We start from the raw sequence: 14725 nt of genomic DNA, 5'->3' as shown, positions 1-14725 counted from the left end.
CGGATGTGGGGTCAGAGGCGGGGGTCTACTGGTTCGGACTCGCAGGCGAGGATGGCGAAGACGAGTTCGTGGCGGCGCCAGAGGGGGGCGTGCTCCGCGAACGCGTCGAGGGCGGCCAGGCCGAGGGCGTGCTCGCGCAGCGCCAGGCCCCGCTTGCGGCCCAGCGAACGACCACGCAGCGCGGCGAGCTGGTCTCCAGCGGTGTAACCCGGGCCGTAGATGATCCGCAGGTACTCCCGGCCCCGGCACTTGATTCCCGGCTGGAGCAGCGAGCCCCGCGCCGACCGGGCGGCCGGGCCCGCGTACGGCTTGACCACCATGCCCTCGCCGCCAGCCGAGGTGAGCGCCAGCCACCAGTCGGTGGCCGCCGACACCGCAGCGGCGTCCGCCAGGTCGACCACCTGCCGTCGGGTGCGGGTGAAGAACTCCGGGTCGGCCGTGCAGAGCCGGTCGGCCAGGTCGAGGTGCCAGCCGTGGTCCCGGTCGGCGAAACTCACGCCCGCCCCCGCCAGCACCGCGAACGGCGCCAGGGTCACCCCGCGCAGCCCGTCGGTCGGCGCCACGTACGTCCGGTAGGCGGCCGTGTAGCCGTCGATCTCCGCGCGGCGGCCGGTCATCCGCTCCCGCAGCTCGTCCACCGGCAGCCCCCGGGAGGCGGCGGCGTCCAGCGTGGCGAGCACCGCCGGCAGCGCCGCCCGGCCGGCCGCGCCGACGCCGGCGTACTGCTCGCGGATCAGGCCGCCCGCCTTCGCGGACCAGGGCAGCAGCTCACAGTCGAGCAGCAGCGCGTCGGTGCCCAGCTCGGACCAGAGGCCGGCGGCGGTCACCGCCGCGCGCACCCGGGCCAGCAGCTCCTCGTCGAGCGGCGCACCGAAGAACGGCCGGCCGGTGCGGGTGTGCACCACCCCGCCGCCGAACGGCCCGCCGGTGGGCTCCCGCTCCACCAGCACCACCGCCCGCGAGCCCATGTGCTTCTCCTCGCAGACCACCCGGTCCACGCCCGCGGCCCGGTAGTCCTCGAACGCCTGCGCCGGGTGCTCCAGGAAACCCTCCACGGTGGAGGTCGAGCAGGGCGCCATGGTCGGCGGCAGCCAGACCAGCCGCCCCGGGTCGACCGCGAACCGGCTCATCACCTCCAGCGCGGCGGCGGCGTTCTCCGCCGGCACGGTCAGCGTCCCGTACGCGTGCTGAATGTGCCGGCGACCGGTGACGTCCGCCAGGTCCAGCACCGTGTCCGCGCGGGCCGGCGCGCTGACCAGTGGGCGCACCGGGGCGTACCACTCCTTGACCGCCTCGACGGCCACCAGCTCCTTCTCCGGGTAACGCAGCGCGGTGAGCCGGCCGCCGAAGACGCAGCCGGTGTCGATGCAGATGGTGTTGTTGACCCACTCGGGCTCGGGGGTGGGCGTGTGGCCGTACACGACCATGGCCGAGCCCCGGTAGTCGCGCGCCCACGGGTAGCGGACCGGCAGGCCGTACTCGTCGGTCTCCCCGGTGGTCTCCCCGAAGAGCGCGAACGCGCGGACCCGGCCGGACGCGCGGCCCTGGTAGGCCTCCTTCAGGCCGGCGTGCGCGACCACCAGCCGGCCGCCGTCCAGCACGAAGTGGCTGACCAGACCGTCGACGAAGCCGGCCACCTGCGCGACGAAGTCCGGGGACTCCGCCTCCAGCTGGGCCATCGTCTCCGCCAGGCCGTGGGTGAGCCGCACGTCCCGGCCGCGCAGCTTGCGCAGCAGCTTCTGCTCGTGGTTGCCCGGCACGCAGATCGCGTGCCCGGCCGCCACCATGCCCATCACCAGGCGCAGCACGCCGGGGGAGTCCGGGCCGCGGTCCACCAGGTCACCCACGAAGACCGCGGTACGACCAGCCGGGTGCACCGCGTCCACCGGGCGGCCCGCGTCGTCGCGGTGCAGCACCCAGCCGAGCCGGAGCAGCAGCGTCTCCAGCTCCTCCCGGCAGCCGTGCACGTCACCGACGATGTCGAACGGCCCGGTCAGCTCCCGCCGGTCGTTGAAGAGCTTCTCGTAGCGGATCTGCGCGCTGTCGATCTCGTCGACCCCGCGCAGCACGTGCACCTTGCGGAAGCCCTCCCGGGCCAGCAGCCCGTAGGTGCGCCGCAGGTCACGCTGCATCCGGGTGAGCACCTGCCGGCCGAAGGTCCGGTCGGGCCGGCCCTGCGTACGCTCCCAGGCCAGCGCCTCCGGCACGTCCAGCACGATCGCCACCGGCAGCACGTCGTGCTCGCGGGCCACCCGGACCAGCCCGGCGCGGGCGTGCGGCTGGAGGTTGGTCGCGTCGACCACGGTCAACCGCCCCCGGCGCAGCCGGGTGGCGGCGATGTGGTGCAGCGCCTCGAACGCGTCGGCGGAGGCCGACTGGTCGTTCTCGTCGTCGGCGACCATCGCCCGGAACATGTCCGAGGAGAGCACCTGACTGGGCAGGAAGTGCCGGCGGGCGAAGGTGGACTTGCCCGACCCGGAGACGCCGACCAGCGCCACCAGGGCCAGTTCGGGGATGTCGAGGGTGGTCATCGGGGCTCCTCCTTCCGGTCGGTCATGGTGTTTCCGGTCGTGGTCACCGGCGCCTTCTCCGCTGCGGTGAGCACGGCCAGCTGGGTGGGCGCGCCCACCTCGGGGTCGTCCTCGCCGACGCCGCCGATGGTCGCGGTGTAGCCGTACATCTCCGCCACCCGTGCCACCCAGGCCGCGAACTCGGCGCGGGTCCACTCGAAGCGGTGGTCGGCGTGCCGGAACCGCCCCGCCGGCAGTCCCTCGTAGCGGACGTTGTACTCGGCGTTGGGCGTGGTCACCACGACGGTGCCCGGCCGTGCGTGGCCCAGCACCGCGTCCTCCAGCGCCGGCAGCCGGGGCGGATCGAGATGCTCGATGACCTCCATCAGCACCGCCGCGTCGTAGCCGCGCAGCCGGTCATCGCGGTAGGTGAGGGCGGACTGCCAGAGCCGGACCCGGTCGCGCTGCCGCTCCGGCAGCCGGTCCAGGCGCAGCCGGCGGGCGGCCAGCGTCAGCGCGTGGGTGGAGACGTCCGTGCCGACCACCTCGGTGTAGCGCCGGTCGGCGACCAGGGCGGTGAGCAGCGCGCCACCGCCGCAGCCCAGGTCGAGCACCCGCGTCGCGCCGCTGGCCGCCAGGGCGGCGAGCACCGCCTCGCGCCGCCGTACCGCGAGCGACGCCCGCATCGGCGCGGCGGCCGCACCGCTTCCGGCGTCGGCGGACGGTCCCACCTCGTGCCCGGTGGTGCCGGCCGTGGCTCCGGCCGTCCCGGCGGCCGGCACGGTGCCGGTCGGTGCCGGCTCGTCGATGCTGTCGTCGGGCAGCGGCTCGTCGGCGAGGCGCAGCTCGGTCAGCCGGGCCAGGGCCTGCCCGGCCAGCGCCCGGCGGTGGGCCAGGTAGCGACGGGTGATCAGGGCCCGCTCCGGGTGGTCGGCCAGCCAGCCCGCGCCGGCCCGGAGCAGCTTGTCGATCTCGTCCGGCGCCACCCAGTAGTGCTTGGCGTCGTCGAGGACGGGCAGCAGGACGTAGAGGTGGTTGAGGGCGTCCGCGACCCGGAGGGTGCCGGTCAGGGCGAGGTCGACGTACCGGCTGTCACCCCAGTCGGGGTGCTGCTCGTCGAGGGGGATCGGGGTGGCGGTGACCGCCCAGCCCAGCGGGGCGAAGAGTCGCTCCGCCACGTCGGCGCCGCCGCGGCAGCGCAGCACCGGCACCCGTACCTCCAGCGGGATCGCGGTGCCGGCGAGATCCGGACGGTCCCGGGACTCGCCGCGCAGCGCCGACCGGAACACGGTGGACAGTGCCGAGGCGAGCAGGCTGGACGCGGCGTACGCCCGGTCGTTGACGTACTGCCCGAGGGTGAAGCTCTCGGGCGTGGTGGCCTGCCGGCGCCCCCGGCCTCGGCCCGTGCCGAGCCGTTGCGGGTCGATGTCGACCAGCAGGGCGGCGGTGCACCGCTCCTCGCCCGCCTCCGGGTAGAAGACGTGCGCGGTGCCCGCCGGCAGCTCGAACGACTGCACCCGGTCAGGGTGCTTGACCAGCAGGTACCCGAGGTCGGTCGCCGGCCGGTGCGTGGTGGTCAGGGTGAGCAGCACGCGCCCATGGTCTCAGGGACATCGATCTTGCGTCGTCCGGTTTTCGTCGTCCTGGAAAACGACGGCGCCCCGCCGACCGTGGTGGTCGACGGGGCGCCGGTGGTGCGGGTGGGATCAGGCGACGAAGCGGGTCCTGCGGCGGCGGGCCACCACGTAGCCGCCGACGCCGGCGGCGAGCAGCAGGCCGCCGATGCCGGCGACCAGCGCGGTGGACTCACCGGTGATCGGCAGCGTGCCGCCGCCGTTGCCGCCACTGCCGGTGTCGCCCCCGACGCCGGTCGGGTTCACGACGATGGTGGCGTGGTCGTTCTTCCTGTTCGGGTCGCCGGCCAGCCGGACAGCGACCGGGCCGGTGACGCCCGGGATCACCTTGTCGATCCGGAGCGCGAACTCGTAGGGGTACTTCCTGCCCTTCGGGGTCTCGGAGGCCACGCACCCGTATTCGCGGGCACCAGACTCACCCCAGTTCCCGTTCCACGGATCCCACTTGTCGTCCGAGATGTACGGCTGGCAGTCGCCGGACACCTCGACGGCCGTCGTGCCCTGCGGCACGGAAACCCGGAACAACGGACCGTCCTGGTACTCGAGCACGGCCGGACCCAGGTTGGTGAAGCTGGGGCTCACCCGGACGACATCACCCACCTTGCCGCTGCCAGTGGCGCCCTTGGCGCTGAGGTCGGCCGGGTTGTCACCGGTCACCCGTACCGAGACCTCGGTGAAATTGTTCTGCTGGTCGAGGTCGGTCTGCGGGGACAGCGACTTGGCGCCGGTCTGCTCGACGAGGTGCAGCTTCGGCCCCTTGCCCGGCTCGCCGTCCTGCTGCCAGTCCCGGCTGATCAGCTCCCAGTCGTCCTTGGTCCACCAGACGCTCGCCCCGTGGAAGACGGCACCCGTACGGGCATCCTCATGGAGCTGGAAGGGCAGTTCCTCGGAGAGCCGGTAGGTCTTGCCCGGCGCGAGCTCCTCGTCGAACGTGCAGAGCGCGCCCATCATGTCGGTCGGACGGCAGTTCGAGAAGTCGCCGACGTACTGGGAGAGGTAGTCGCCGTGCACCACCAGGGCAGCGCCGCGGCTCGTGGTCTCCCCTCCGTTGTGGACGACCGCCGGCATGCCGACCCGGCTGCCGGGCGCGCCGCTGACGCTTGCCTCGGGCTCGGTCTGAAGGTCGACGCCCTCGGCGACGATCACGGTGGAGGACGTCTTGACCGTCCGGCCACCGGAGGTGACCGCGTACGTCAGCTCACCCTTCTGACCCGGCGTGGCCTGGTGCTTTCCAGTCACCTGGATGCCGAGCCAGGGGCCGTCGTCCTCACCGAACTCGCTCTCGCAGTGCAGGGCCTGGCCGCTCGTCTCGCACGCCCAGCCCCAGCCCTCGCCGGGCTGCTCCAGGACGGCGAAGTCGGAGATGCCGGAGAAGTCGATCTCCAGGGTGGTGCGGCCGAACTGATGCGGTTTCTCCGAATCGGTCGATTCGGCGTAGACGTACGCGAAGCCGGTGTGATCCGAGGCGACCAGCATGTCCTGCGCCACGACCTTGAACGGGGCGTCGGCGGCGGACGCGGGGGTGGCCGAGGCGGCGACGAACGCGCCTGCGACGCCCAACCCGGCGAGCCAGCGCCGGGTGGAGTGCGTGAGCATTGAAGGGTCCTCCCGTGGGGGTGTCCAGGTGGAGCCTGCGGATCTTAAGGACTCCTTAAAACATCCCGTCACCCCGAACGGCCCCCGGACCGGGCAAACGAGCCGAACGGCTGAGCATGATCAGCGCAACGGCCGCACCCCGGTGACACCCCGTCGCCGAAGCGGTGACGAGGCGTTACGCGTGCTGGTCAGGCGCGGAAGCCGGTGCGTCGCTGCCGACCGTCGATTCGCCGAAGCAGCTGGGCAGCCTCCTGCTCAACAAGCGCGCCGCAGCGGACCTGTTGACCGCGCTGCAGCAGGACCGGCTCGCCGGGTGGGTGGCGGCCAACCCGGACCGGCTGACCACCCTGGGGGCTCAGCGGTAGTCGTCCTCGTCGGCGGTGACCACCCGGGCCTGCTCCATGGCGTCCCAGTCGTCGACCTCCAGGCCGCGGTGCGGCTCGGCGTCACCCTCGGTGGGGCCGGCCACCGCGGCCTGTTCGACCGCGTCGGCCGGGTCGGCCTCCAGGTCGCGCTCCTCCGGGCTGAGGCGGTCGCTCGGGGTGAAGTCCTCGTGGGGCTGACCCATCGTCCCTCCCTGGTTCCGGCGGAATACCACCCACACCGTACGGGCTGCGCGGGGTGGACGCCCGCTGGGCGCGGAAGCGGACTCGGTGGATCGACCCACCGGGGCCGGCCGGCGGTGCCAGGATGGGGGCGTGGGCTTCCTGATCCGGCTGGCGATCACCGCGGTTGCGCTGTGGGTCACCACGCTGATCGTGCCCGGGGTCGACGTGACCGGCCGCAACGGCACCGAGACGGCGTCCACGCTGGTCGTGGTGGCGCTGATCTTCGGCGTGGTCAATGCCGTGCTCAAGCCGGTCATCAAGGTGGTCGGCTGCGTGTTCTACCTGCTCACCCTCGGCCTGATCGCGCTGGTGGTGAACGCGCTGCTGTTCCTGCTGACGGACTGGATCGCGCGCGGGTTTGACCTGCCGTTCCGGGTGGACGATTTCTGGGCCGCCTTCTGGGGGGCCATCGTGATGGCGGTGGTGAGCTGGCTGATCAGCGTTGCCGTACCGGACAGTCTGGAGGACCGGTGAGGGGAGGCGGTTGTGCCCGCCGACACCTTCTACGGGATACTGCCGGCGGTGGACAGCGCGGTCCGGCGCACCCGATGGAAGACAGCGGCCAGCTCGGCCGAGAGCGGTAAGTAAGGAGCGTTCGACATGCCCATCGCTTCCCCCGAGGCTTACGCGGAGATGCTGGACCGGGCCAAGGCCGGCCGGTACGCGTACCCCGCGATCAACGTGACGTCGTCGCAGACCCTGAACGCGGCGCTGAAGGGCTTCGCCGACGCGGAGAGCGACGGCATCATCCAGGTCTCGACCGGTGGCGCCGAGTACCTCTCCGGCCCCTCGGTGAAGGACATGGTCACCGGCGCCGTGGCGTTCGCCGCGTACGCGCACGAGGTGGCCAAGAAGTACCCGGTCAACATCGCCCTGCACACCGACCACTGCCCGAAGGACAAGCTGGACGGCTTCGTCCGGCCGCTGATGGGGATCTCGCAGGAGCGGGTGAAGCGCGGCGAGCAGCCGCTGTTCCAGTCGCACATGTGGGACGGTTCGGCCGTGCCGGTGGCGGAGAACCTGGAGATCGCCTCGCAGCTCCTCGACGAGGCCGCCAAGGGCAAGATCGTCCTCGAGATCGAGGTCGGCGTGGTCGGTGGCGAGGAGGACGGCGTCGAGAACGCCATCAACGACAAGCTCTACACCACCGTCGAGGACGGCCTGGCCATGGTGGAGGCGCTGGGCCTGGGCGAGAAGGGCCGCTACATGGCGGCGCTGACCTTCGGCAACGTGCACGGCGTCTACAAGCCGGGCAACGTCAAGCTCCGCCCGGAGATCCTCAACCAGATCCAGGAGGCGGTGGGCGCCAAGTACGGCAAGGAGAAGCCGCTCAGCCTGGTGTTCCACGGCGGCTCCGGCTCGCTGCTCTCCGAGATCCGCGAGGCGCTGGACTACGGCGTGGTGAAGATGAACATCGACACCGACACCCAGTACGCCTTCACCCGCCCGGTGGCCGAGCACATGTTCCGCAACTTCGACGGCGTGCTGAAGGTCGACGGCGAGGTCGGCAACAAGAAGCAGTACGACCCGCGGACCTGGGGCAAGCTGGCCGAGGCCGGTCTCGCCGCCCGCGTCGTGGAGGCCTGCGAGCACCTGCGCTCGACCGGCACCCGGATGAAGTAGTCCCGGCGACACGCGACGGCCGGCTCCCGGATCACGGGAGCCGGCCGTCGGCGTCTCAGGCGGTCGCGGTGAGCACCCGGACGGCCTCGCGGACGTCGTCGGTGAGGTGCACCGTCGCCGACAGGTCGCCGAACGGGGACGCGGCGAACAGCGGTCGCAGCAGCGACTCGATCGGCAGCTCCCGGGTCCAGTACGCCCGGTCCAGGAAGACGTACGCCCCGCTCGCCCCGTCGGTGCCGTAGTAGGTCTTCGTCGCCGCCTGGAAGACCTCCTGCACCGTGCCCGCCCGGCCGGGCGCGAACACGATCCCGCCCCGGGCCAGCCGCAGGATGGTGTCCTCCCGGATGGCGTTGGAGAAGTACTTGGCGATCCGCCCGGCGAAGAGGTTCGCCGGTTCGTGCCCGTACAGCCAGGTGGGGATCGCCAGTCCGCCGGAGCGGGCCCAGTCCAGCTCCGGTCGGCGCTGCTGCGGCACGGCCGGTCCGGTCGCGTACCGCTCGCGGACCGCCAGCGCCGCCGCCGTGTAGCGGTCGTGGTCGGTGAAGTCCGGCGCCACGGCGAGCAGGTCGATCGCGGTGTTCAGCTCGTCGGCCGGCCAGGCGGCGAGGAACGCGCCGAGGTTGGCCGCCTCCATCACGCCCGGTCCGCCGCCGGTCACCACCAGCCGGTCGGCCCGCGCCAGCTCCCAGCCCAGCACCGCCGCCATCCGGTACGGCACGCTGCCGCGCGGCACGGCGTGCCCGCCCATCACCCCCACCACCGACTGCGGCCCGTGCGTGGCGAGCCAGGCCCGGGTGGCGTCGACCAGGGCGTTGTCCACGCCGTGGTCGTGCAACCGCTGACCGAGCGCCTCCCGGACGTCCGGCAGCGCGCCGCCGTGCTCGCGGAAGTGGGCGTACACCCGGGTGTCGTACATCCCGGCGAAGCCGCCCTCGGCGAACCCGGCGGCCAGTTCGTCGGGGGTGTAGAGGTGCGACGGCTGGGTCGGGTACGGCAGGCCGGAGAAGGGCGGCACCACGTTCGCCCCGCGCCGGACCAGGTCGGCGCCGACCTCCCGGGAGGCGAACCGGCAGCCGACGAAGAGGGCGCCGGCGACCTCGGTCCCGGTCAGGTCGGGGACCGGGTCCAGGTCGAGGCGGAGCCCCTGCACGGTCAGGCCGGCGAGGCTGCCGGTGGCCAGGCGCCGGTCGAACTCGGCGCGGGTCTCGATCTCGTCGTGGCCGGTGTCGTGCGGCGCGATGACGTCTGCGGGAGGTGGAGTCGGCACCTGGCCATCCTGCCCGCGCCGGGCAAGGGGGCAAACCTGCCCGCCCCGTGGCCCGGACGACAGGAGCCCGACGGGCGAAACCGCCGGGCTCCTGCGTAACCGGGTCCTGGGGAGGCTCCGGACCAATAGTTGTAATCGAAAACATCTCGCGGCGGCATGGGCCGCAGGCGTGACGGACGCCTCCCCCGTTCAGCCAGCGCGCCGGGCCGATCCGCTCGCGCGGCGTAGGGCGAAGCCGGTTGAATGGGACGATGCAGAACCTGTTGCCTGAGCCACCGGCCACCCTCCTGCCCGCGCACGAAGAGGCGGACGCCACGCTCGCGGCCGCCGCCGACAAGGGCACCGACGAGGCGTACGCCGCGGTCGCGGCGCGCTTCCCGACCTACAGCGCGGCCTGGGCGGTACTGGCGACCCGGGCCTTCGACGCCGGTCAGGTCATCCCGGCGTACGCCTACGCCCGCACCGGCTACCACCGCGGCCTGGACCAGCTGCGCCGCAGCGGCTGGAAGGGACACGGCCCGGTGCCCTGGTCGCACGCGCCCAACCAGGGCTTCCTCCGCTGCCTGTACGTGCTCTCCCGGGCCGCGGGCGAGATCGGCGAGGCGGACGAGGCGGCCCGCTGCGCGCAGTTCCTGCGCGACTGCGACCCGGCCGCCGGGGACGCCCTCGGCAGCGAGTGATCCATCGCGACGGCCGGTCCGGGCGCACCGGGCCGGCCGTCGCGCCTACAGCCCCTCGGCCACCGCGGCCGCGATCTTCAGCCAGGCGTCCCGGGTCGCCGAGGAGAGCCCGCCGTACCGGATCGGCTCCCCGCTGTCGATCAGGCGCTCGTAGGGCGCGAGCAGCACCGCCCGGGTACGGGCCGCGAAGTGCTCCTGGATCGCCGGCAGGTCGATCTCCTTGCGGGACGGCGGCATCGACACCACCGTCACCGCCTGCCGGACCAGCCGCTGCCGGCCGCTCTGCTCCAGGTGGTCGAGCATCCGGGCGGCCGTCTCCGCCGAGTCGTTGCGAGCCGACATGGTCACCACCAACTGGTCGGTGGCGTCCATCGCGGCCTGCCAGTTCTGCGCCCGGACGTTGTTCCCGGTGTCCACGAAGATCAGCTTGTAGAACCGGCTGACCACCTCGCGGATCTCCGCGAAGGCCGCCGCCGTCAGCATCTCGCCGCCGGTGGCCGACTCGTCCGAGGCGAGCACGTCGAACATCCCCTCGCCCTGCGAGCGGACGTACTGCGACAGGTCGCCGATCCGGCCGTGCGCGCCCTGGAACTGCCCGAGGTCGCGCAGCATGTCCCGGACCGTACGGGAGTGGAAGTCCTGCTGGGCGCGCATGCCCAGGGTGCCCTGGGTCTCGTTGTTGTCCCAGGCCAGCACGTACCCGCCGCGCTTCTGCCCGAAGGTCATCGCGAGCAGCAGGATCGCCACCGTCTTGCCGGCGCCGCCCTTCGGGTTCACCACGGTCACCTGGCGCAGCCCGCCGAAGTTGCGGCGGACCATCTCGACGTCCCGCTTGACCTCCTGCTCGTACCGCCCGGGGGGCAGCTTGACCAGGCCGATCCGGTTGACCACCGCCCGTACCCCCATGGTGGCGACCGGGTCCGCCGGGCGGGCCTGCCGGCGGCGGGCGAAGTCCTCCGCGGTCGGCGCCGTCCCGCCGTCCGGCGTCCAGCCCGCGTCCGGGTAGCCGGCCTGCGCCGGTGGCTCGGGGTGCGGCTGCCGGGGCAGCCCGGCCGGCGGGGTGCTGCCCTGCCAGGCGGGCTGGTACCACCCGGCGGGCGGCTGCGGGGGCGCGGGCGGTCCCGGCGCGGGCTGCGGCGGGCCGGGATGCGCGGGGGCGACCGGGGCCGGTCCGGGCTGCGGCGGACGGGCGTGCGGCACCGCCAGCGTGGGCCCCGGCGGGTACTCCGTCGGCGGGTGCGGGCCGGGCGGGGCCAGCGGCGTGCCCGGTGACGGCGGGAACGGGCCCAGCCTCGGTGCCGGGGGCGTGGGTTCCGCCGGCTGTCCGGGCACGGTCGCGCTGCCGATCGCCTCGCCGCGCCCCGCCTCCGGGTCGCCCGCCATCTCGTCGCCGCCGACGGCGGAGGCGCGCTGCGGCGGCTGGGCCCAGGGCGACTCGCCCGGTGCCCGGCCGGCACCCGCCTCCGGCGCGCTCGGCCCGGGTACCACCGGGGTGCCCGGCGCGGTGTGCGGCCCGGGCGTGGTGATCGGCTGGTCCAGGGTGAAGGGCAGGTCCAGGTCGACCGGGGCGGGCTGCCCCACCCGGGGTGCCGGCGCGGCACGCTCCGGCGGCCCGGCGTCCTCCGCCGGTTCGGCCGGGGACCAGACGTTCCCGGCCACCGGACCCACCTCGGCGCCCGCCACGCCGGGTCCGGCGGGCGGGACGCCGGCTTCGGTGCTCGCGCCGCTCGCCGCCGGGCCGTCCGGGCCGGCGGCGGTGCCGTTCGAGGCGGTGCCGTCCGGGCGTGCAGTGCCCGTCCCGTCGGGCAGGTGCCCGCCGGCCGCCGGCACCGCGCCGGTGGACGCACCGGCACCGGCCGCGCCGGCTGTGCTGCCGTTGGTGGCCGCCACGCCGTGCCCGGTGGCCGCGCCGTTCGCGCCGGGCAGCCCGCCGTTCGTCAGGAGAGCGTCGTCCTCGCTGCCCGCGAACCCGCTGCGCGGCGGGACGCTGTCGCCGGTGTCGTCCGGCCCGGCGGACCATTGCCCGGGACCGGGCAGGTACGGGCCCGGCGTCGGCTGTCCCGTCGACTCGTCGGGTCGCGGGGACGTCCAGTCGCCGTCCGGCGGGGGCGCCGTCCAGCCGTCGCCCACCGGGCCGGCGTTGACCTCTGCGGTCAGCGACGGGTACAGCGGCGAGGGCGGGACGCCCCAGGGCGGGGCGGTGTCGGTCGCGTCGGGCGGCCAGAGCGGTTCGATGTCCCGCTCCGGCACCGCGTGCTGGCCGGGCAGTTGGCCCCGGTCGGCGTTCTCGTCCACCACGGTTCCTCCCCATTCCTCCTGCCGAGGATAGGCGGTCCCGTTCCGGTCACGGAACGTGACGGAACGCCGTTTCGGGTCAGCTCGTCCAGACCGCCCAGGCGCCCGGCTCGGTCCACCACGACCGCTTGCGGTTCAGCTCGCCCTCGACACCGTCGTCGAGGAAGGGGACCTTCTCGTCCCGGGGGACGACCGCCACGGCCCGCCCCCGGGCCCGGCGGACCTCGAACCGGACCCGCTTCCGGCCCCACCTTGAGCGGGTGACCACCGGGACGGCCACCGCCACCTCGACCGCGCCGTCGGCCGGGTCCGGGCTGGTCAGCAGCGGGAGCCCGGCCAGCGTCGCGTACCCGCCGGCGTTGCCGATCGCACAGGCCAGGATCGGGTCCTCGCCGTTGGAGAGCACCGCGTCGTCCACCTCGATCCGGCCGCGCCAGTGCAGCGGGCGTCCCTCGTCGTCCGCCGCGCCGAGCAGGGCGCCGTCCAGGGTCACCGAGCCGGCGTCGTTGCGCAGCAGGTCGAGCCGGCGGGGAGCGCCGTCCAGCACCGCGGCGGCCACCGCCACCGGGTCGCGGGGCAGCCCGAGCTGCGCGGCGAGGTCACGCCCCGCACCGCTGCGGGCCGGGTCGAGCGGAAGTACGCCGATCGTCGGCAGGTCCGGCACCGTACGGTCGCCGGCCAGGTCCGCCGGGCGGCGGCTGGGCGGTGGGGCGTACCGCCGGACCAGCCGGCGCAGGACGGCGCGCAACTGGGCGTCGGTGGCCGTCGCGACGATCAGCCGGGTCTTGGAGTCGGGGTCCGGCCAGGTGAGGCCGTCGGGGCGGGCGGGGGCGTCGAGCCGGGCCAGCACGCTGTCGATCTCGGCGTCCGAACGAGCGGTGACGGTCTCCACCCGGGCGCCCCGGGCGGTCAGCGCGTCCGCGCAGGCCAGCACCGGTACGCGCGGCGTCTCGCAGCGCTCCTCGGGCTGCGTCGAGGCGTCCGCGCCGTCGGATCCGGTCGCGCCACCGCAGCAGGCCCCGCCACTGCCGCAGCCTCCACCGGGAGCGTCCCGCTCCGAGCCGAGGGTGAGCAGCACCACGTCGTACACGAAGGAGCCTCCTGCCTCTCGACGCGACCCCTGCCGGTCCCGCCGTCACTACTTGTTAGCCTGACACCCCGGGCTCGCCAACCGGTCGCCACCTGGCACCCGAGCCTTCTGGAGGCGGAGAAGATGCCAGCGATCGTGCTCATCGGCGCTCAGTGGGGCGACGAGGGCAAGGGCAAGGTTACCGACCTGCTGGGTGAGCGGGTCGACTACGTCGTGCGCTACTCCGGCGGCAACAACGCCGGTCACACGGTGATCACTCCCGACGGGCAGAAGTACGCGCTGCACCTGATGCCGTCCGGGGCGCTCTCGCCGAGCGCGATGATCGTCATCGGCAACGGCGTGGTGGTCGACCCGAAGGTGCTGCTGGCCGAGATCGACGGGCTCGCCGAGCGCGGCGTGGACGTCTCCCGGCTGCGCATCTCCGGCGACGCGCACCTGATCATGCCGCACCACCGGGCGCTGGACCGGGTGGTCGAGCGCTACCTCGGCTCGGCCCGGATCGGCACCACCGGCCGGGGCATCGGCCCGGCGTACGGCGACAAGGTCGCCCGGATGGGCATCCGGCTCCAGGACCTGCTCGACCCGGGCATCCTGCGCAAGAAGCTGGAACTCGCGCTGCGCGAGAAGAACCAGCTGCTTTTCAAGATCTACAACCGCAAGGCGATCGACGTCGACGCGACGATCGAGGAGTACCTGCAGTACGCGGAGCGGCTCAAGCCGTACATCGCGGAGACCCGGGTGATGCTCTGGGACGCGCTGGACCGCGGCGAGACCGTGCTGCTTGAAGGTGCCCAGGCCACCATGCTCGACATGGACCACGGCACCTACCCCTTCGTCACCTCGTCGAACCCGACGGCGGGCGGGGCGTGCGTGGGCGCGGGCATCCCGCCGACGGCGATCAACCGGGTGATCGCGGTGAGCAAGGCGTACACCACGCGGGTCGGCTCCGGACCGTTCCCGACCGAGCTCTTCGACGAGGACGGCCAGCACCTCCGCAAGATCGGCCACGAGTACGGCACCACCACCGGCCGGGAGCGCCGCTGCGGCTGGTTCGACGCCGTCGTCGCCCGGTACGCCTGCCGCCTCAACGGCGTCACCGACCTCGTGGTCACCAAGCTGGACGTGCTCACCGGCCTGACGAAGGTGCCGATCTGCGTCGGGTACGAGATCAACGGCGAGCGCTTCGACGACATGCCGATGACCCAGACCGACTTCCACCACGCCAAGCCGATCTACGAAGAGCTCGACGGCTGGTGGGAGGACATCACCAAGGCCCGGACCGAGGCGGACCTCCCCGAGAACGCCCGCCGTTACATCGCCAGGATCGAAGAGATCACCGGCACCAGAGTCAGCGTCGTAGGCGTAGGCCCCGGCCGAGAAGAAAACGTCCTCCGCCACCCCCTCCTCCCTTAAACCCCCCTC

General features: G+C 73.5%; 12 protein-coding genes. 5 read left to right on the top strand and 7 right to left on the bottom strand.

Annotated features, from left to right (window positions below; all coding sequences use genetic code 11):
* Positions 1–11: 11 nt before the first annotated feature.
* The 3 genes from ACSNN7_RS26285 to ACSNN7_RS26275 form a co-directional block, all read right to left on the bottom strand.
* A complete protein-coding gene (locus ACSNN7_RS26285) occupies positions 12–2531 on the bottom strand; it encodes a polynucleotide kinase-phosphatase (protein ID WP_436683636.1) in 2520 nt (839 codons plus the stop codon).
* Positions 2528–4102: a 3' terminal RNA ribose 2'-O-methyltransferase Hen1 gene (locus ACSNN7_RS26280; protein WP_436683634.1), complete on the bottom strand. Its 1575-nt coding sequence runs from the start codon at positions 4100–4102 to the stop codon at positions 2528–2530. Before ACSNN7_RS26280 ends, ACSNN7_RS26285 begins: the two co-directional genes overlap by 4 nt.
* 114 nt (positions 4103–4216) lie before the next feature.
* Positions 4217–5740: an LPXTG cell wall anchor domain-containing protein gene (locus ACSNN7_RS26275; protein WP_436683633.1), complete on the bottom strand. Its 1524-nt coding sequence runs from the start codon at positions 5738–5740 to the stop codon at positions 4217–4219.
* Positions 5741–5904: 164 nt separating this feature from the next.
* On the opposite strand from ACSNN7_RS26275, the gene ACSNN7_RS26270 reads away from it, so the two are divergent.
* Positions 5905–6105 carry a hypothetical protein gene (locus ACSNN7_RS26270; RefSeq protein WP_436683632.1) on the top strand — a complete coding sequence of 67 codons (201 nt, stop codon included), beginning with the start codon at positions 5905–5907 and terminating at the stop codon, positions 6103–6105.
* On the opposite strand, the gene ACSNN7_RS26265 is transcribed toward ACSNN7_RS26270, so the two are convergent.
* Positions 6096–6308, bottom strand: coding sequence for a hypothetical protein (locus tag ACSNN7_RS26265; protein ID WP_436683631.1), 213 nt, complete (start codon positions 6306–6308; stop codon positions 6096–6098). The genes ACSNN7_RS26270 and ACSNN7_RS26265 overlap by 10 nt on opposite strands.
* Before the next feature lie 130 nt (positions 6309–6438).
* Here ACSNN7_RS26265 and ACSNN7_RS26260 point away from each other — a divergent pair, with 130 nt between their 5' ends.
* Complete coding sequence (locus tag ACSNN7_RS26260; protein ID WP_436683629.1) at positions 6439–6822, top strand: phage holin family protein; 384 nt, start codon at positions 6439–6441, stop codon at positions 6820–6822.
* A 126-nt stretch (positions 6823–6948) separates the two neighbouring features.
* Positions 6949–7971 (top strand): class II fructose-bisphosphate aldolase, encoded by a 1023-nt coding sequence (fbaA, locus tag ACSNN7_RS26255; RefSeq protein ID WP_436683628.1) that lies wholly within the window; start codon positions 6949–6951, stop codon positions 7969–7971.
* A gap of 55 nt (positions 7972–8026) precedes the next feature.
* Here fbaA and ACSNN7_RS26250 read toward each other — a convergent pair whose 3' ends face one another.
* Complete coding sequence (locus ACSNN7_RS26250; RefSeq protein ID WP_436683627.1) at positions 8027–9238, bottom strand: LOG family protein; 1212 nt, start codon at positions 9236–9238, stop codon at positions 8027–8029.
* 251 nt (positions 9239–9489) lie between these two features.
* Between ACSNN7_RS26250 and ACSNN7_RS26245 the strand changes: the two genes are divergently transcribed.
* Entirely contained in the window at positions 9490–9918 is a 429-nt protein-coding gene (locus ACSNN7_RS26245; RefSeq protein ID WP_436683626.1) for a DUF3151 domain-containing protein, read from the top strand.
* 45 nt (positions 9919–9963) lie between these two features.
* Here the strand turns inward: ACSNN7_RS26245 and ACSNN7_RS26240 are convergent, their stop codons facing one another.
* Positions 9964–11469 (bottom strand): chromosome partitioning protein, encoded by a 1506-nt coding sequence (locus ACSNN7_RS26240; RefSeq protein WP_436683637.1) that lies wholly within the window; start codon positions 11467–11469, stop codon positions 9964–9966.
* Positions 11470–12292: 823 nt separating this feature from the next.
* Complete coding sequence (locus tag ACSNN7_RS26235) at positions 12293–13303, bottom strand: hypothetical protein (protein WP_436683624.1); 1011 nt, start codon at positions 13301–13303, stop codon at positions 12293–12295.
* Between the two features lie 123 nt (positions 13304–13426).
* Between ACSNN7_RS26235 and ACSNN7_RS26230 the strand changes: the two genes are divergently transcribed.
* Positions 13427–14716, top strand: a complete 1290-nt coding sequence (locus ACSNN7_RS26230; protein WP_436683623.1) for an adenylosuccinate synthase — start codon at positions 13427–13429, stop codon at positions 14714–14716.
* The last annotated feature ends 9 nt before the right edge of the window (positions 14717–14725 follow it).

This window comes from Micromonospora sp. URMC 105, from assembly GCF_051386295.1.
Lineage (GTDB): Bacteria > Actinomycetota > Actinomycetes > Mycobacteriales > Micromonosporaceae > Micromonospora.
Note: the sequence above shows the minus strand (reverse complement) of the source record. Positions and strands in the feature narration are given on the sequence as shown.

Excerpts from the sequence above, each read along its gene's own strand:
- ACSNN7_RS26265 (WP_436683631.1), bottom strand. The coding sequence starts at position 6,308 with ATGGGTCAGCCCCACGAGGACTTCACCCCGAGCGACCGCCTCAGCCCG.
- ACSNN7_RS26275 (WP_436683633.1), bottom strand. The coding sequence starts at position 5,740 with ATGCTCACGCACTCCACCCGGCGCTGGCTCGCCGGGTTGGGCGTCGCA.
- ACSNN7_RS26245 (WP_436683626.1), top strand. The coding sequence starts at position 9,490 with ATGCAGAACCTGTTGCCTGAGCCACCGGCCACCCTCCTGCCCGCGCAC.
- fbaA (WP_436683628.1), top strand. The coding sequence starts at position 6,949 with ATGCCCATCGCTTCCCCCGAGGCTTACGCGGAGATGCTGGACCGGGCC.
- ACSNN7_RS26230 (WP_436683623.1), top strand. The coding sequence starts at position 13,427 with ATGCCAGCGATCGTGCTCATCGGCGCTCAGTGGGGCGACGAGGGCAAG.
- ACSNN7_RS26285 (WP_436683636.1), bottom strand. The coding sequence starts at position 2,531 with ATGACCACCCTCGACATCCCCGAACTGGCCCTGGTGGCGCTGGTCGGC.